This is a genomic window from Psychrobacter pygoscelis (assembly GCF_004335015.1).
Classification (GTDB): domain Bacteria; phylum Pseudomonadota; class Gammaproteobacteria; order Pseudomonadales; family Moraxellaceae; genus Psychrobacter; species Psychrobacter pygoscelis.
Window position 1 is genome coordinate 182,472 of the sequence record NZ_RQRU01000004.1, and the last position, 17,743, is coordinate 200,214.

Here is a 17,743-nt window from a genome sequence, read left to right on the forward strand (position 1 = left end):
CGTCAGTAAATCCAATCTCTTTATTTAATGGTAGGCTTAAAGAAAATCTAACCCCTTAACCCAAACAAACTACTTTAAATACCCCGACTAGCAATAGTTGGGGTTTTTTAATACCTATCGCTCAGCCATCGTGCTGGGCTTTTTTTATGGAGCAAAGAAAATGTCAGTACGCACCTCTTTAGCTGTGCAGCCCCATTTATACATCGGTGATGCTGCTGGTCGACCGTTAGATTACGGTCGTGTATTTTTTGGAGAACCCGACAAAGACCCCGAATTTTACCCAATTAATATTTATTATGACGAGGCTTTGACAATACCAGCTATGCAGCCAGTACGCTCAAAAGGTGGCTTTTTAAATGCTAATGGCGACATGATTGAGATTTATGCAAAAGAGCTTGAGTATAGTGTCAAAGTGTTAGACCAATACGGAGTTAAAGTTTTTTATAAGTCACGTATGAGCAAGACAAACTCAGATGACAGTATTAGCACTCGACTAACTCATCCCGATGCTGTCGCTCGCACTCAATCGGAAAAAAACGCAGACATTATATCTGTAAAAGATTTTGGCGCAAAAGGTGATGGGGTTGCAGATGACACTGCTGCTATCCAAAATGCCATACTCTATGCGTCAACTGTTGTGCAGACAGCCAAACTTAGTATTAATACGGTGGCTGCAACAGTAATTATACCGTCCGGCACTTACAAGCTTACAGATACAGTGATTTTAGCAAACTCTGTGCAGATGCAAGGATCGGGTAGTGGCTCTGCGCTGTTTAATATCCATCACAATGGAGTTGGTTTTAAAACGCCAGACACCATAGCTTGGCTAGCGAATATACACTTGACAGGCTTTAAGATTAGCAATAAAGGCAGTGGTGTTGAGGGTAATATTGGGATACAACAATCTAAGACAATACGCAACTGTTATATGTTTGATGTTGTTGTAGAGGATTTTTACGACAACTTTGTATTTAGTGAGACTTGGACGCACAAAATAGAGCAGTGTATGGGGTTGAGAGCAAAGCGCCATAACATTTACGGCGGAACTGCCACTGGCGGCCTACATATCTATGGAGGACGCTATGATGCTGCCGCCAGTCATAGTGTCTACATTAACAGCGTATCAGCTGAAGTTATCATGCAAGACGTAGCATCGCAGTTTAGTAATCGCAGCGGATTGCGTGTAGATGACTGTTATACAGTCGAAACTAACCAATGCTTTTTTGAGGGTAACTGCATAGATAGTGTTGACGATTATCACGTATACATTAAGCCACCTACACTACGTTCTCTATCATCAGCAAGCGTTATTAATTGTGTTATCAACAATACAGGTGCTGAAAATCGAGACGGCAAAGGCATCTTATTTGTTGATAATATCAAGAGCTTTACTTATAAAGAGCGTTGGGTACGCAATGGAGTGTCTACAGTGCCCGAGGTCGGCACAAATGTGCAGATAACAGATATGCTACTTGCTAATGCGGCTGACAAGACTAAAGCTACTGCTAATATTAAGCGCAACGCTATCTCAAGCGCTACTGTAAAGCAGCTTAATAGACCGTATGCTGTTTACGGTAGAGATATGTCAGAGGTTAGCTTTAGCCCCAATACTTACGCTGCACTTAATGCCGGTTATCCAGATGTTGGTATAGCTTTAGGTACTTATAATTACTCAGCAGCGATGCAAAGCTACGGTGATAGTTACAAGCTGACTCTAAATCCAAATCAAGGAGATATCTACCTAGGTAACACGGGGCTATGTAAAGTAGCATCAGGGAGTAATGAGTACCACGGTCGTTTTGCACATACTGCTCAGATAACATCATCCAACATTAAACCGTTAAAAACAACAGGACTTGTTATTGTTGATACTACAGGAGGCACACGAACGGTTGATCTGAGCAATTTAAGTGCCGATTATGGTCGTGTCCTTGTTATTGTCAAAACAGACAGTAGTGCAAACACGCTGATTGTTACTGCAAAATCAGGAGAGTTAATAAATGGAGCTGCGTCCGCATCTTTAACAACTAAAGCAGCTCTGAGCCTCATAGGACTGGGTGGCGAGTGGTTGTCTTTTTAAAAAATCCTCTTTTGAGGGTTTTTTTATTACCAAAAAATTAAGGAGGGTGTATGCCCAGTAAGGACCCAACTACTTATAGCGCACTCACGTACCTGTGGGTGTTTTTACTAGCATTATCCGGCGGCTTAGTAGCGTTTATCCGGCGTTTGAATAAATCACGTAAGCCGTTACCACTGGCTGAGCTGTTTGTAAAGCTTAGCGGCGAGTTGATCATTAGCGGATTTGCGGGGGTGCTAACATTTTACCTGTGCGAGTATTGGGATTTTAGCCAGCTATTAACAGCAGTTTTTGTTGCTATCAGCGGACATCTTGGCGGCGGGGCTATTGATAGGATTGCTAAGTTATGGGATTTAGCGATGGATAAAACTATTTAATTAAATATCATTAATTACAGCCACTTTAATGAGTGGCTTTTTTTATGTCTGGAGAACGGTATGAGTATTTTTAATGATTTGTTTGATCGATTAATGGGCCACGAGGGTGGCTACGTCAACAACCCGAAGGACCCCGGCGGTGAGACAATGTGGGGGGTTACTAAGCGCGTTGCTCGTGCTTATGGTTACAATGGTCCAATGCGGCAGTTGCCCAAAGCCACAGCGCAGGCTATCGCGGATAAACTATACTGGCAAGCTGTGCATGGTGACGAGTTAGATCCATTGATTGCATGGCAAGTGCTAGATGCCGCTTACAACCACGGTAACCGACAAGCCATCAAGTTTTTACAAAAGGCAGTGGGTGCAAGTACTGATGGCATTATTGGGCCTCGCACCTTGGCGGCCGTCAAAGCTAAAGATAAAAATGACGTGGTGCTGCTCTTTAATGCTGAACGGCTAGAGTTTTATACCAATTTGCGGACTTGGTTAACTTTTGGACGTGGCTGGGCAAGGCGTGTAGCTGGCAATCTGCGTTATGCCGCTCAGGATAATTAATTGTTTTAAAACACTATCTACATTCAACCCCAAAGTTATTTAGTATTGCCGTCGTCATCATGCTATCAACACTGCAAAATCTATTGATAAAAAATGAGGCGGCAATGGCTATTACCATTATCATTATCAAACCAAAAATAATAGTTGTTTTCCAATTTGTTATATCCTGATTGCCACATCGTCCGCAATACCAATAATAATGTTTTAGTCTATTGCCGCAGTCTGGACAGCGATTGTGATTAATAAACATCTATATTTCCTTTTTTAATTTGTCTCAAGCTGAATGGGCGTGATATAAAGATCAGTCATAGCTTCATCAGTATCGCCCTTACTTAAGTCTTTGCAGCCTTTAAACCCCATATTTAAAGCATTTTTACCACGCAAGACATACAAAGCATTAACTATGGCATCATATGCCGGACTGTTTTTAATTAATTGGTAATTCTTTTTGCCATCTTTAGCTAAAGTCTTATCGAGTAGAGTTGTCATTAACTTTTCAGTGCCAGCAGACCTGAAGACATCAAGAGCTTCAACTTCGGTAAGCTTAATGTTGTAACATGCTTCTAGCTCTTTTACGAAGTCGTCTATTGCGCCCGCACCATTCAAGTCTTGAACTGAGACGTACTCTTTCTTATTAATATTTCTCCACTCGTACTTATTACTCTTTATAGATAAAGTTGGTTGAGTGCATAGTATTTTTGCATTCTGAACAATATCTTCATCTTTTGGCTTGTCGCTCACTAGTGCATCAAGATAATCAGCCCAAACTTGTAACATGCTTCGACGCTCAGGTAGCCATTTAGCATAGTTATAAACTCCACGCACTGAGCCGTCAATATGAGCCATTTGAAACTCAATATGATCCGTATTAAAGCCCATGCCGTGCAAATAAGTTGAACAAGTAGCCCTTGTATCATGTCCTGATACATCATCTAGGCCCATGTACTTTAAAGCACTATTAACAGTACTGGAGCTTAACGGATTTTTAGGATTTTTAGGCGAAGGAAAAACAAACTCTCCACCACCACTCACAGGCTTCATGTAATTAATAATAGTCATCATTTGGTCGCTTAGCGGTATTATATGAGGCCTATCAGATTTCATGTTACGTTCGCCTTGACGACGTTTTGAAATTTCAGCCAATGGAATAGTCCATACTTTACGCTCTATGTCGATATGCGCCCACCTCATGTGGCGTGCTTCTTTTGTACGCGTAATGGTATATAACATTGTCCAAATAACACCTTTTGTAGAAACGACGCCGCCATAACGGGCAACTGCATTTAGCATTTCAATCAATTCATCGCGAGCAAGATCTCTAGCATGATTTATCGGCGGACGCTCAATTTCACCCTTAGCTGCAATAGTGGGGTCTTGCAATCCTCTGTTAGTTCTCATAGCATGGCGGAAAACCATACTAACTTGCTGCCTGCAAATTTCTGCAGTAACCTCTCCAGTGCCATACCGTTTGGTATCTTTGACTCTTTTGGCTGTATCATGCATCATTTGAGTGATATCCATAGTATCAATATCACGTATAGGCTTATCACCAATAGCGGGAAGGATATGTTTATCTTGATTAGTCTTGATTTGTCTGATATAGCCCGATGACTTGCCTTTGCTTTTCATTTTTTTAAGAAACGATTCAGCATAATAATAAAAAAGATTTCTGCGTTCGGCTGCTGCTTTCTCTTTTAATTCGGCGGCATAAGTAATAGGATTAATGCCTTTTTCTAATATCTTAACTGATGCTTCGTGCTTTCTTCTAGCTTCCGCCAAGCTTGTAGATGGATAACTACCAAGCGCTTGCATTTTGGGTTTTTGGTCGAATCGGAATCGGTACCGCCAAAACTTACCTCCACTGGGCCTGACTTCGATGCAGAGACCGCCCTGATCAGCTATACGATAAACTTTGTTGGTAGGTTTTAGATTGCGAATTTGAGTGTCTGTAAGCATAATTATGTGAGTAACGGCTGATATTACTCACAATTTTACTCAAAAAAAAATGAGGTGCAATGAGGAATAATGATTAAAGTTGAGGAAAGGTGATTAAGTTGCTGCTTTTTTAAGTAAATACTGTAATATCACTCATCTTAAATCATCTTAAATCATCTTTACTCATATTGTGGTTATCGATAAATAAAATTTTGTTAGGCATAGTCATGGGAGTGAGTTCGGTGAATAGACAGCTTAATGGGTGATAGGTTATCTAAATTTTGCTGTAAGCGCTCATCTTAGCATCATTTTATTATTGATAAAATATATGACTAACTAAAGCACCGTGCTGGGACGGGTAAGCAGTAGTTAAAGATAGGAGATTTATGGCTACTGAGGCATGTAATCAACTAACAATACTAGCATTTGATGCACTAAAACTGGCTGTAGCCTAGATTAACAGCGGCACTCGGCGAAAAGTGGTTTAGACATTATGCTCGTATTCTCTGCAAAATCTATCTCACTTTTAGTCTCATGATTTAATTAAGGTTATACCCTAACCGCCCCTAACTGCGACTAAAAGCTGACCAACTTTGCACCATTAAAGTGCTTATTAAACTAATTAAGGATAACTAGCACCAAATTGATTAATTTATAGCAGTAATTTTGAACTAAAATAGTGCAATTATTGTGAAATCATAACGGTCGCACTGGTTAATCAAATTATTAACGGTTAATCATGAATGGCATAAGGATTGCAATTGTAGTGATACTATCTTGTTATATTTGAAGTATTGTAAGACGGCTTAGCTTAAGTTGTTTAAGGTTGAGAAGACAAGTTAAAACAAGAAGTGCCAGAGCTAAGGTTGAAAATGAAGTTAAAAAGCAGTAAGAAAAATGCAACCCGCGTTCACTGTCACTATCACTGTTATTATCTTTGGGTTATCTGAAAGCTGATTTAAGAGAGCACCGATAGATATAATGAGTCATATCAGCGTAACGTTTATTATAGGCAGGGTTAGATTTAGAATTGTGCCTATGATTTTCAAGCGCCTTGACCTATACTTAAGCGCGGTACATGACATTAATAACTTATGATACTTAAATGTTAAATGTGGATAATGATTTTACAAATTTAATGATGGGCATGGCTGTGTCCAAGCTTAACTTAACCATATGATAATCACTAGGGAGTCCTTTATGTCGAATAAACTATTAGATCTCATCAAAGAAGTTGATGCAAAATGGGTTGATTTCCGTTTTACTGATACTCGCGGTAAAGAGCAACATATCAGCTATCCTGCATCCAGCGTTGATGAAGATGTATTAGAAGATGGTAAGATGTTTGATGGGTCATCTGTCGCTGGCTGGAAAGGCATTGAAGCTTCAGACATGATTTTGCGTCCAGACCCAGAGACTGCATTTATTGATCCGTTCTTTGACGCACCAACTGTCGTGGTCACTTGTGACATCATTGAGCCAACGACTATGCAAGGCTATGAGCGCGATCCACGCTCGATTGCTCGCCGTGCAGAAGAGTACTTAAAGTCTACAGGTATCGGCGACACCGCCTACTTTGGTCCTGAGCCAGAATTCTTCATCTTTGATGACGTAAAATGGTCGGTCGACATGTCAGGATCTAGCTCTAAGATTACCGCTGAAGAAGCCGCTTGGTCGACTAACGAAGCGTATGAGTGGGGCAACATGGGCCATCGCCCACGTGTCAAAGGTGGCTACTTCCCAGTACCACCAATCGATAGCAGCCAAGATATTCGTTCAGTAATGTGTCAGCGTATCGAAGACATCATGGGCAAAGATCGCGTTGAGGTGCATCATCATGAAGTTGCTTCTTGCCAGTCTGAAATCGGTGTCTCATTTAACACTATGGTTCGTAAAGCGGATGAAGTTCAGCAAATGAAGTACGCTGTCCATAATGTTGCGCATCAATTTGGTAAAACGGCTACCTTTATGCCCAAGCCTATGGTTGGTGATAACGGCTCAGGTATGCACGTACACATGTCAATCTCTAAAGACGGTGTCAACACCTTCGCCGGTGATGAGTATGCGGGACTTTCTGAGACAGCCTTGTATTTCATCGGTGGTATCATCAAACACGCACGCGCCCTAAATGCGATTGTGAACCCATCGACCAACAGCTATAAGCGTCTAGTACCTCACTATGAAGCGCCAATTAAACTGGCTTACTCAGCTCGTAACCGCTCAGCGTCTATCCGTATTCCATACGTGACCAGTCCAAAAGCAGTCCGTGTTGAAGCACGCTTCCCTGATCCAACGGCTAACCCATACTTGGCTTTTGCAGCGCTATTGATGGCTGGCCTTGACGGTATCCAAAACAAAATGCATCCTGGCGATGCCGCAGACAAAAACTTGTATGACTTGCCGCCAGAAGAAGAAGCGCTAATCCCAACAGTCGCTGAGAATTTAGAAGTTGCCTTGCAAGCACTAAAAGACGATCACGAATTCTTATTAAAAGGTGATGTCTTCACCAAAGATATGCTTGATGCTTATATCGAGCTAAAAGATGAAGAAGTTCAGCGTCTAAACCAGACTGTACATCCTATCGAATTCGATATGTACTACAGCTGCTAATAGCTCGGTGGAGTAGTTCAATTAGAGCTATTCCACTATCTGTCATATAAATAAACAGCTCTTCGTTTTGAGTCCAGTCAGGTTCATTTTGGCTGGATTTTTTTATGGCAAAATAACTCTCTTCCCTAGCAGCTACCTTAAATTTTATCACTCAGTTGTTTGGTGTGTCAGCTTTATAGTGGACTCACTGCAAAAGTGTTATAGCGATACTAGGGTGAATTTTTCGTAGTCTATGACTAAGGTAATAGATAGTATAGAAGGTCGAATGTTGGTATAGTGGGGGTATGGGTCATATCCTAGATCAGCAAAAAACAGTGCTCAAGCACCCTGTAACCGCCCTTATAGATTCGGACTAACTAAAGAAGGCTTTGATGAAACTGATAACTAATGTCTTGGCTGTAATGCTTACTACGACGCTCACCTCGATTGGCTTAAATACAGCTAACGCTGGGACAATCTACAAAGTCATTGACGAAAATACAGGTCAAGTGACTTTTACAGACCGTCCTAATAGCTATCAACAAGACAGTCATAAGCAGGTCGTCGACACCCATATCCAGACGACATCACAGCCTTATGCTACAGCCCAATCTGATAGCTCAGTGGGCACTGCTGCTGGTCTAAGCGAATCAGCGTCTCCAGCAGCAGAGTCGCAGGCAGTATCTAGGGCTTCTGACTATCGACTGTCATTAACGTCGCCTGAAAGCTCGCGTGCTTATCGCCGACCAGCGCAAACGATAGACGTTCAGCTGAGCCTCTCGCCTGCACTTAAATCAGGTGATACTGTCATAATCTACCTAGATGGTAATGAAGTGGCACAGGGTCTGACTACCAGTATAGCAACTTTAGATTTAACGCCTGGTCAGCATCAGCTCTCTGCAGCTATTATTAACGCGAATGGTGATACTATCAATCAGGTCAGTCGCACTATTTATATCATTCAAAACACCCAAGCTTTAAGGCAAAAAAAGCAGTTAGCCGAGCAGTTAATGGCCTATAAGCGGCTACCTTGGCACCAAAAGGTGCTTCTAAAGTTGCAGCAGCAAAATCTTCCAGCAGTTGCCACTTCAAAATCTGGCAATAGCGCGGCTAAAAACAATAGCAAACCTGCGGTAAGTTCGGCCTTTAATTAGCTAATAGATAAAATAAGTAGTAAAGTGAAATAGAAAGGTTTGCTAATATTATTAATACCCATAAAAAGCGGCTCATTGACTATGAGCCGCTTTTTTTGGGCAGAATAATACAGGATTCGATACCTGTTTAGATGAGCCGCTTTTACAAGTCAGTCATCAATACCAATCAATATGCTAAGTTATTTAACCATCTCAATCGTACCATTTGCCGATACTGTAATGGTGCTGTCGCCGGATTCAAAGTTTTGCGATGGTACAGAACTGCTCATAGCTTCTGCCTTCATCATAGTGCCATATACTGGGCGTGGATAATTCTGCCCAGTATTTAGATTGACATTAATGACACGGTAGCCTTTAGCACCCCAAGCTGCCGTTAGACTTTGGGCTTGCTCTTGAAATGCTTTTGATGCGCGGCTCATAAGCTGACGTTCTAGCTCATCCTTCTTAGCCTCAGACACGCCAAAGTTTAAACTATCCATCACCAAAGTTTCTTGTAAGTCGGCAATAAGCTGGCTGGTTGCCGTAAAATCTGTACTTTTTAGATCGATGTTCGCCTGACCAGTCCAGCCTATGATTTTGTCATTCTTATCATAGCGAGGGTAAGTGCGCTGTTGGCCGGTACTGACCGTGACCGTAGGGTAGCGCTTGGCTATGGTGGTGGCTGCATTTATAGCCGTATTTAATTGACGCGCTAAGGTTTTGGCATCGCTCGCTTGCACTTTTTTGTATAGACTAGCGCGAACTTCGTCATTGGCGATTTCAGACTTTACTTCAGATGAAAAGGTCAACTGATTGTAGCCAGTTGGTTCGGCATGGGCAGTACTACCTATAGTCAATAGCGCAGACAATGATAGCGCCGTGCCTGAAGTGAAAAGCGCTTTATTTATCTGGCTTAAGTATTTAGATGACATCATTATTATTCCTCTTATAGTTGAACGGATTACAAAGCAGGGCAGCTTGTGTTAATTGACTACTTTTAATTAATTACTATTTATAACACGATTGCTATGTAGCTTTATCAATTGCGCCTGTTCCCGCTGTTAGATAATTGTTATTGTAGCTTCAGTACTCTGCGGCGGTGGTAAGTCATCCTTCTTACTGACAGGTTATAAGTCGGGAGCAAAAGTTAGGACTAACTATCTAAGCACGCTAAGGTTTTTAGACCTGAATTTGCTATGAAAATAGCTACAATTTAAACAGTACGCGCAGTTAATTTAATCACAAACTTGTAATTCAGATAAATATCGGTATAATACCCCTTGGTGGCTCCATTGGTAGCCTCGCAACATTGTACTACGAACCCCGCCAGGACCGGAAGGTAGCAACGGTAGTGGATTCAATGTGTGCCGAGGATGTGCTGATGGGGTCGCTTTTTTTTTGTCTAAAATTCGTTAGATTAATTATAAGCAGTTGAATATAAAGTATTTTTTGAGCTATGTTGGTCGCTGTTAGGTAGCCAATTTGATGAGTGGTTATTTATTGATTTTTAATCATCAAGTATTGTCATATGGCCTAGATATAAGTCTTTATTAAGTGAAAACAGATACCTAAAAGCGAACAAGCTACTGAGTTGTTCGCTTTTTTTTGGTCTTTAAATTAAATAAGATGCTACGTTAAGTGTGCCGGCGGGGTTAGTTTTTCAATAGCAATACAGTGCTGCCCCCTGAAGACTAATAGTAGTTGTAGTGTAGGAATGGCGAGCCAATGAGCAAAGTTAATACTGGCAATGCTCCGCTGAGTTAAATAGGTACTACAGTCCTGACGGGTACTGCCAAGCTGTAGAGGCGAGCTAGTCACCCATTCACACGACTGGCGCTTGATGCCATAAACCATACTACCAACATTGCCAAAGCTGGTAAAAGAGTTTTCAATACCTTGTTTCATAATCAGTCCTTTATCTGTTATTTAGTAGCTTTTGAAGTACAAGTTGCTATCGAATAGGTAGGCTTACGCGACTTGATACCAGTCAATTTTTCGAGTGAGATACATCACGCTTGCCAGCAGTACAAAGCAGAAGATGGCACCAAGTAGGAGGTTCATATCTTCGGTGGTCAAGATACCGTAGAAGCCTGCGTATAGTCCGCCCAAGATGACCGTAAATATGGCAGCTCGCTTGACGCTATTTAGGACGTAGTAGGTGTACCAGCCGATAAGTCCTATACAGGCAGTGGCGGCAATAACATAGGCTTGCCAGAAAGCAACCTGCTCAGCAAGTGGCAGTAATAGCACATAAAATACTAGTAGTGCCGAGCCAACCAATAGGTATTGGATAGGGTGAATGCGTAGCGATTTGATAACTTCAAATAAAAAGAACGTTCCGAACGATACCATAATAAGTAGTAGTGCATATTTCATAGTGCGTTCAGTTTGCAAGTAGACGTCATTAGGCTCGGCAAAGCTAACCCCGAAGCCATTAAGTTGAACCGGCTGCCTAACTTGACTGCCTGCGTTGTCTGTAGCTTCAATGAGGGCTATCTCTGCTTGGCGCATCGCGTCAATACCATTGTCATTTTGTCCCCCTAGAGCTGCTAGATTGGCTTGAATGTCACAGCCTGTGTTTGGGCGCGTCAGACACTGACTGATCATTTGATTGTTTGCGACTGTCAAATACTGGTTTCCCCACGTCGCTTTAAAGCCTTGGTTGTCCATTGACTTTTGCGCGGGAAGGGCTTGACCAATGAAGTTTGGCGCATGCCAGTCGCTCGTCATGGTTAAGGAGAAGTGCTGACCCAGAGGTACGGTTCGAATGGCGCTTAGACCTATAAGCGGCAGCTCGATGGCGAGTTGAAGCTTTGGTTTTTGTGCTAAGTCGCTAGGCAGCACGACTTCGACGTAACTTAGCCCTGACATTTTGGGCGTTGCAGGGTAGTTGGCTGTCATTACCTGACCATTTATCTTTACGGTAGGCAGCTGGGATACGCCGCGTAAATCAGAAACGGGAATAATTAGCCGAGCGTCTTGCCAATCGTAATCGATTCGCTCACCGCGCTCATAGTACGAGTTGTCCGTAGCGTCAGCTGCGAGGGCAGTTGTAGTAGTTGTCTCAGTGCTGGCGGTAGGCAGCTTGGTATTGATTAAGGTGTATTGCTGCTTAAAATTTAGCTGACCCTGGTAGCTGGTCGCATGATAGATACCGCGCTTATAGGTATCGGTATTGACGGCTAGTGATTGCTCAGCTTTGGTGCTCTTGGCAAATTGCGGTGTCGTGGTTTGATAGGCCTTTGGGCATTTTTCAGAATCATAGGCTTTGCAAGCTGGCGTGATGGTCGTGGGCACAGCAATAAAAGGGGTGATGACTTCCTGAGGATTAACGTGCTGACTGCTGATCTCGCTAATCACGGAATCTGAATATTGCTGCCGCTCATAAACCAGTGACTGAATAAGGCTAAGACCAATGGCAAACAGTAAGCAGAGTCCACCAATGACTGACAGTTTTATCATTAAGGTTTTTTGCATATCACTTCCTAATTATTATTAGACAGGTTGTGGTGGCTTGCAGATCGAATGACCATGCCAACGTTAACGCCAACGTTAAAGCCACACCTTGAGTTAGTAATATCTAATTTACGATAGTGATAAGAAAAGTTGATGGGGACAAAATGAAAAAATGATGGATTGACACTTGGGGAGAGTGGTATTTAAGAGCTAATAGTTTTTATGACTTTTTTGTTATAAGTTTTTATGTCTCAAACGCGGAGGCGGGGGCTAGAGGCAGCTCAACTGTGACCAGTACTCCTGCGGTTAGGTCGCTGATATCGTGAGTATGGGTTGAAGGGGCTTTGGGGGCCTGCATATCATGCTCGTCTGTATCAATCTTAGTGATATTGCGAATGCTAACGCTACCGCCGTGATGCTCGACCACTTGCTTGACTAAGGTGAGGCCAAGCCCAGTACCTTTTTTGACTTGCGAGCGTGACTGTTGCTGCAAGCTGGCTTGATTGGCCTGATGAGAGAGGCTAAAGTAGCGATCAAAGACTTTATTTAAAGCATAATGCGGAATCAAGTCACCATCATTAAACACATCAATTTGGATGGTATGCTGATGAGGACGCAAATTAATGATGACCTGTGACCGAGCAAAATAGATGGCATTGTCGAGGATATTTTGTAGCGCCTGGCTAAGCCAGAATTTATCAGCAGATAAGCTTAAGGTCTCACGAGCACTATGTGCCTCTATTTCGTCTAAGCGGATAGGCTGCTCATTTAGCCAAATTGGAATCGGTGCGAGCTGCTTTTGCTGACGTTTTGCCTCAGACAGATGAAGCAGTGATTGAAGAAAGTCAGGTAGGTATACCGGCTCTTTGTGCAGCTTAAAAGTAGGCTGCTCTACCTTGGCTAATAATAGGAGTCGGTCTATTAAAGATTGCAGCTTAATACTCTGCTCAGTGATCGTTTGACTGAGCATCAGCCGATCTTCTTCGTCCAATGCTGGGTCTTCAAGCAATTCACCGCTGGCGCGAATGGCTGTCAGCGGACTTTTTAGCTCATGCGTTAGGGTATGAACGTAATCGGCGACATAAGCGCGATTCTCAAGGCGATGCTTCATCCCCTCGATCGTATCAGATAGCTCATTAAGCTCACGACCGAGATAGAAGTAGGGCTTATTGGTTTGCTTGGCGAGTGATCGGGTATAGCGTGTCACCAAAGCCATGCTTTGCTTTAGCCACCAAGCGACCAATCCCGCCATAATTAGTGCCAAAAGACTGATGACAAGAAGTGCAGTAAACATCCGACTACGCGTGGTATCAAGATAGGGCACAATAGTTGCCACAGGCTTACCAACACTGACAATACCAAGTAGCACTCCTTCCTCATCTAAGATAGGCTGTGCCACATACATGACTGAGGATGTCGAGTCGCCCGGACGCTGCGCGGTAATGCGTGCACCATACTTTCCGCGCATAGATAGATAGACATCGTTCCAGCGGCTATAGTCCTGCCCCTCAGCGTTGCGCTCATTCGGCTGTGAGTCATAGATGACGATGCCATTTGCATCGGTGACATAGACGCGAAAGCTACTATGGGTTTTTTGATGATACCAAGGCTGTGCTGGGTTATTCTTATCGTCCGCTTTTGCGGTCAAGGTCTCAATGCTAGGCTTCGTTCCGATAAAAGCTTGGTCTAAGGCTTCTTGGTAATCGCTATCGTAGATTCTGCCTGATTGCATAGGTAGCTTAAGACTGGCTGCTAACAACATACTGGTATCGACTAGCGTGTCTTCAATGACCTGCTGCGTGGTAGGCTTGACGTATTCAAAAAGCTGCGAAAAAGCCACTAAGCTTGAGACGACGATAATCACGGCGACGGCCAGCCAAATACGAAAGAAAATACTTAGATTAAGAGGGCGCGTTGCTGGCGATTTATTAGAGGATTGGGAAGGCTCTACTGCAGTGCCAATGGGGTGCAGCTTGGCATACCAGTTTTGAGCGGCCGCAGATAGCTCTTGGTCATCCATAGCAGTGCTGGTAGTACAGTTAGCTGTATCACTAATAGAGTGAGTGACATTAACTGTATGCTTTGGCTCATCGCTAGGAGCGTTCATAGTTTGGCTTATGCGGGGCTTAGACTATAGCCTAAGCCTCGATGAGTATGAATCACCTCAGTGTCGGCATCGATTTTAGCCAATAATTTACGAATAGATTTGATATGGCTATCAATAGTGCGAGCCAATCGGTGATCGGGATAGTCGCTGATGGCCTCTAGCAACTGCTCGCGACTAAAGACTTGCTTGGGAGCACTAAGCAGTGCCATCAGAAGTTTGCGCTCGGTATTACTAAGCTCAAGCTTTTGACCCTGCCAGTGTAAGCTATAATCCATCGGCTCATACTGCCAGCTACCATAAGGGGAGTCAAATTGCTGCGGCTCATTAGCAGTCTCGGTATTAGCTTCGGGCTGCGCCTGGGCGATAAGTTGCTCTCGTCGCCAGATTGCTTTTAGCCTAGCGACGAGCTCTCGCGGACTAAACGGCTTGGCACAATAATCATCCGCACCCATCTCCAACCCCAATATACGATCCACCTCATCACTTCTAGCGGTTAAGAATAGAATGGGCAGATCCGCCTGAGAGCCGATATCTTTACTATGACGAATCTGCTGACATAAGCTGAGTCCATCACCATCTGGCAAGCCAACATCGAGAATGATACCGGTGAGCGCTGTGGCTGAGCTCATTAGCGTTCGAAGCGTCGGAAGGACAGCACTGGCATTGTCGAGCCAAGTCAACTGCCAGCCTTCGCGTTTGAAGGTTATCTTCAAGGAGGTGGCAATGGCGGGGTCATCTTCAACCAGTAGTATGTGAGGAGTGGTACTCATAGTGGCAAGCTTTTCTTTTACTAAGACTATGGTGATATCCTAGCACAGTTTAAGGTGACTACTATTTGGACAACGTGAAAATTCAATGGAAATGACACTATAGTCGATTCTAAATAAAATATACTAGATATAAAGTTACTGGATATAAAATTACTAGATATAAAGTCACGACATGATGATGCCAAGCTAGTATAAGCTTTTCTGACTTGCTGTGTTCAGCTCCCAGAGGCTACAAAAACGTCATCCCAGAGCCACTATATCGTTTTTATCAGCAGCTAGCTATAAGCGTCGTCAAGTGATATTAAATAATTTGGGAGGTGTTTGAGAAGTCGTTAGAGTACGAGCTGCCAATTATTGTAAATCATGATTATGCCGCTAATGACCATGAGTGCAATGAGAGCCGCGCGAAATTGTCTCACGCTCATATTTGCCAAGAAGCGCTTACCAATGACGTTGCCCAGAGTGGCGCCTAAGCCTAAAGCCAAACCAAATAGCCATAATTTACCCGTTAATATTCCAAAGAATGAATAACTACCAATCTGCGCGAATCCTACGATAAAGGCATTGGCCGTCTTGGTCGCTATTAAGTCCTCTTTTTGTAAGCCGACATTCATATAAAATGGGTTCATTATCGGACCGAGACCACCGACCAAGGTGCTCACCAATGCAACGATAAACCCCAATGGAATAAAGCCAACTTTAGGCATATTGAAGGTTTTATCGATCTTGCCGAAGCGATATTGTAGTAGCGTAGAGACTAAAAATACCCCTACTGCTAGCTGAATCCAATGCGCATCTAACTTACTAAATATGAGCCCAGCAAGGCCTGCACCAATAATGGCGCTAGGCGCATAATAGCGTACCAGCTGCCAGTCGATATCTTTCCAGAATAGAAATAATCTAACTGGGCGACCGATAAAGGTCCCCAAGTTAATTACCGGCGGCGCATTTACGGTACCGATAAGCCATGACGTTAGAGGTATCAGTAGTAGCGCGCCTCCGCCCCCAGATATTGTAGAGATGATAAAAGCAGCAATACCGGCGATAAATAGGCCAAAATATACCCAAAGCGACGTGTCAGCTAACAAAGGATTGAGTATTTCAAGCATGATTGGTCACCTAATAAATAACTCATCTAACCTAACATCCTTACTATAAATAAGCCAATCGTCGGTAAAAGCCAACCTAATTATTATCAAGTTGACTATCAAAGGCTGGCTATTAAGCTGCTTTTCTTGAGTTGAGGGTTATTGAAGCCCTTTACAGTTGGCGTAGTAGCTCACCGTTGCGGGCCAGTCTGAGAAGATGCCTTTAACACCCACATCTTGAGCGAGAACATCAATATAGTTCATCATATCACCATCGTTATTTATCGCATCGTCAAGACCCGTATAGTACCAACCGCCGCCGCTCGCGAGAGGGCCTGAGCGTTCAAGTGACCAAGTGATAATGTCCAGACCATTGGCTTTGGCCTGCTTAGCGTACTCTGACGGTAGTAGCTTGCCATTGCCATCGGTAGTGACCAGTATCCAAGACGGCGGAGCGATGATATTGATGCCCTTAGCTTTAATCTCAGCCATAGAGTGCTTCCATGTCGTCGTATCGTCTTTGTTAAAGGTGCGACCATCAGCAGTCTCATTACTGTCATCGACCAGATAGACAGCATTAGCACCAAAGGCAGGCTCATTATTGATCCAGTACTCCACATCTTCGATATTAAATGATTGGGCATAGACATCATCGGCTGATACGCCAGCGGCCTTATAGGTATCGATAAGTTGTTGACGGTAATCATCTAAGCTATAGCCATTAAATGGCATGGCGACGGCTGGTGTTTTAAGCTCTGGCGTTTGCTTCATCCCGAGGCTTTTTGCCAATGCAATATGTTCCTCTAGCGTCAGTAATTGACCGTTTTGTGTGTACAAATCAGTACGCCATGGGGCAGTGGCATTCATATAGCCAGCAATAGTGGTCGCTTGTGTGTTAGCCGCATCCATCTTACCCGTCAAGCTTTTGAACTCATCTTTACTGATGTCAGAGGTGCGGCACTCGATACTTGCGGCATTACTCAAGTTGCCATTGGTATCGACCATTGGTGCTACGGTACACTTATTCGCAAGAGTCGTGGCGACGATATTGGTCGTCGTATGTAGATCGTTTTGTGCATGACGGCAGACCAGCTCACCATCATTGGTAAAGGCCACATCGCATTCTAAGATACCAGCCCCCATACGTGCGGCAGCCATATAGCCATCGTATGTGTGTTCTGGGAACTGCAAGGGTGCGCCGCGATGAGCTATTGAGAAATCCGTTTTACTTGGCGTTTGCGACTTACAAGCGAGTAGCTCGTCTTTTAATGGCCCTGCATCCATGTCGTCTACTAGATAAAATGGCCGCACTCCATAGCTGTAGGCTACTTTTTGCTCGGTCGTGGGCGTAGAAAGCTTTGGGTCATCCACAGTAGTATCGTTATTATCTTCATCACAGCCCGTCATCATAAGTGTACCGGCTGCCAAAAGTGGAAGGGCAATAGTAATATGAGCTATTTTCCTGAGCGAGGCTAATGAATTGCTTGAAGTTGTCATGTAAACTGTCCCTATACAATTGTAATAAAGCTATAAATGTAAGTAGTTGGTATAGAAAACTGCTCAGTTATGAGCATAAGTAAAATAGGACACTTGGCAAAGGTAAAAAGCTGATTAAAAGTGTAAAGTGACTCAGCTTAGTAATTAGCCAGATCACTA

13 protein-coding genes and 1 other RNA gene are annotated in these 17,743 nt (G+C 43.4%); 6 read left to right on the plus strand and 8 right to left on the minus strand.

The window, feature by feature from the left end; all coding sequences use genetic code 11:
* Positions 1 to 160: 160 nt before the first annotated feature.
* Genes EGV92_RS10625 through EGV92_RS10635 form a run of 3 tightly spaced genes read left to right on the plus strand, consistent with a single transcriptional unit; the run spans position 161 to position 3,009 of the window.
* Positions 161 to 2,080: a glycosyl hydrolase family 28-related protein gene (locus EGV92_RS10625; protein WP_131669258.1), complete on the plus strand. Its 1,920-nt coding sequence runs from the start codon at positions 161 to 163 to the stop codon at positions 2,078 to 2,080.
* 50 nt (positions 2,081 to 2,130) lie between these two features.
* On the plus strand, positions 2,131 to 2,454 hold the full coding sequence (locus EGV92_RS10630) for a phage holin family protein (RefSeq protein WP_131669259.1): 324 nt from the start codon (positions 2,131 to 2,133) through the stop codon (positions 2,452 to 2,454).
* A 60-nt stretch (positions 2,455 to 2,514) separates the two neighbouring features.
* Positions 2,515 to 3,009 carry a glycoside hydrolase family 108 protein gene (locus tag EGV92_RS10635; protein WP_131669260.1) on the plus strand — a complete coding sequence of 165 codons (495 nt, stop codon included), beginning with the start codon at positions 2,515 to 2,517 and terminating at the stop codon, positions 3,007 to 3,009.
* 264 nt (positions 3,010 to 3,273) lie between these two features.
* Here the strand turns inward: EGV92_RS10635 and EGV92_RS10640 are convergent, their stop codons facing one another.
* Positions 3,274 to 4,965: a tyrosine-type recombinase/integrase gene (locus EGV92_RS10640; protein ID WP_131669261.1), complete on the minus strand. Its 1,692-nt coding sequence runs from the start codon at positions 4,963 to 4,965 to the stop codon at positions 3,274 to 3,276.
* Positions 4,966 to 6,144: 1,179 nt separating this feature from the next.
* On the opposite strand from EGV92_RS10640, the gene glnA reads away from it, so the two are divergent.
* Both glnA and EGV92_RS10650 read left to right on the plus strand, forming a co-directional pair.
* Complete coding sequence (gene glnA / locus EGV92_RS10645; RefSeq protein WP_131669262.1) at positions 6,145 to 7,554, plus strand: type I glutamate--ammonia ligase; 1,410 nt, start codon at positions 6,145 to 6,147, stop codon at positions 7,552 to 7,554.
* A 371-nt stretch (positions 7,555 to 7,925) separates the two neighbouring features.
* A complete protein-coding gene (locus tag EGV92_RS10650) occupies positions 7,926 to 8,687 on the plus strand; it encodes a DUF4124 domain-containing protein (protein ID WP_131669263.1) in 762 nt (253 codons plus the stop codon).
* 179 nt (positions 8,688 to 8,866) lie between these two features.
* On the opposite strand, the gene EGV92_RS10655 is transcribed toward EGV92_RS10650, so the two are convergent.
* Positions 8,867 to 9,601 (minus strand): SIMPL domain-containing protein, encoded by a 735-nt coding sequence (locus EGV92_RS10655; protein WP_131669264.1) that lies wholly within the window; start codon positions 9,599 to 9,601, stop codon positions 8,867 to 8,869.
* A 355-nt stretch (positions 9,602 to 9,956) separates the two neighbouring features.
* Here EGV92_RS10655 and ffs point away from each other — a divergent pair.
* An RNA gene (gene ffs / locus EGV92_RS10660) (signal recognition particle sRNA small type) lies at positions 9,957 to 10,053 on the plus strand.
* Positions 10,054 to 10,295: 242 nt separating this feature from the next.
* On the opposite strand, the gene EGV92_RS10665 is transcribed toward ffs, so the two are convergent.
* The 6 genes from EGV92_RS10665 to EGV92_RS10690 all read right to left on the minus strand — a co-directional run bounded on the left by EGV92_RS10665 (position 10,296) and on the right by EGV92_RS10690 (position 17,584).
* Entirely contained in the window at positions 10,296 to 10,571 is a 276-nt protein-coding gene (locus EGV92_RS10665) for a hypothetical protein (protein ID WP_131669265.1), read from the minus strand.
* A 63-nt stretch (positions 10,572 to 10,634) separates the two neighbouring features.
* The gene (gene creD, locus EGV92_RS10670) at positions 10,635 to 12,143 is read right to left on the minus strand and encodes a cell envelope integrity protein CreD (RefSeq protein WP_131669266.1); all 1,509 of its coding nucleotides are present in this window, start codon (positions 12,141 to 12,143) and stop codon (positions 10,635 to 10,637) included.
* A gap of 223 nt (positions 12,144 to 12,366) precedes the next feature.
* Positions 12,367 to 14,229: a two-component system sensor histidine kinase CreC gene (creC, locus tag EGV92_RS10675; RefSeq protein ID WP_242678696.1), complete on the minus strand. Its 1,863-nt coding sequence runs from the start codon at positions 14,227 to 14,229 to the stop codon at positions 12,367 to 12,369.
* 8 nt (positions 14,230 to 14,237) lie between these two features.
* Positions 14,238 to 14,999: a winged helix-turn-helix domain-containing protein gene (locus EGV92_RS10680; protein ID WP_131669267.1), complete on the minus strand. Its 762-nt coding sequence runs from the start codon at positions 14,997 to 14,999 to the stop codon at positions 14,238 to 14,240.
* 332 nt (positions 15,000 to 15,331) lie between these two features.
* The gene (locus tag EGV92_RS10685; RefSeq protein WP_131669268.1) at positions 15,332 to 16,108 is read right to left on the minus strand and encodes a sulfite exporter TauE/SafE family protein; all 777 of its coding nucleotides are present in this window, start codon (positions 16,106 to 16,108) and stop codon (positions 15,332 to 15,334) included.
* Between the two features lie 138 nt (positions 16,109 to 16,246).
* Entirely contained in the window at positions 16,247 to 17,584 is a 1,338-nt protein-coding gene (locus tag EGV92_RS10690; RefSeq protein ID WP_131669269.1) for a glycerophosphodiester phosphodiesterase family protein, read from the minus strand.
* Between the last annotated feature and the right edge of the window lie 159 nt (positions 17,585 to 17,743).

Coding starts and splice junctions, on each gene's coding strand:
- EGV92_RS10685 (WP_131669268.1), bottom strand. CDS start 16,108: ATGCTTGAAATACTCAATCCTTTGTTAGCTGACACGTCGCTTTGGGTA.
- EGV92_RS10650 (WP_131669263.1), top strand. CDS start 7,926: ATGAAACTGATAACTAATGTCTTGGCTGTAATGCTTACTACGACGCTC.
- EGV92_RS10690 (WP_131669269.1), bottom strand. CDS start 17,584: ATGACAACTTCAAGCAATTCATTAGCCTCGCTCAGGAAAATAGCTCAT.
- EGV92_RS10625 (WP_131669258.1), top strand. CDS start 161: ATGTCAGTACGCACCTCTTTAGCTGTGCAGCCCCATTTATACATCGGT.
- EGV92_RS10680 (WP_131669267.1), bottom strand. CDS start 14,999: ATGAGTACCACTCCTCACATACTACTGGTTGAAGATGACCCCGCCATT.
- creC (WP_242678696.1), bottom strand. CDS start 14,229: ATGAACGCTCCTAGCGATGAGCCAAAGCATACAGTTAATGTCACTCAC.
- EGV92_RS10665 (WP_131669265.1), bottom strand. CDS start 10,571: ATGAAACAAGGTATTGAAAACTCTTTTACCAGCTTTGGCAATGTTGGT.
- glnA (WP_131669262.1), top strand. CDS start 6,145: ATGTCGAATAAACTATTAGATCTCATCAAAGAAGTTGATGCAAAATGG.
- creD (WP_131669266.1), bottom strand. CDS start 12,143: ATGCAAAAAACCTTAATGATAAAACTGTCAGTCATTGGTGGACTCTGC.
- EGV92_RS10640 (WP_131669261.1), bottom strand. CDS start 4,965: ATGCTTACAGACACTCAAATTCGCAATCTAAAACCTACCAACAAAGTT.
- EGV92_RS10630 (WP_131669259.1), top strand. CDS start 2,131: ATGCCCAGTAAGGACCCAACTACTTATAGCGCACTCACGTACCTGTGG.
- EGV92_RS10655 (WP_131669264.1), bottom strand. CDS start 9,601: ATGATGTCATCTAAATACTTAAGCCAGATAAATAAAGCGCTTTTCACT.
- EGV92_RS10635 (WP_131669260.1), top strand. CDS start 2,515: ATGAGTATTTTTAATGATTTGTTTGATCGATTAATGGGCCACGAGGGT.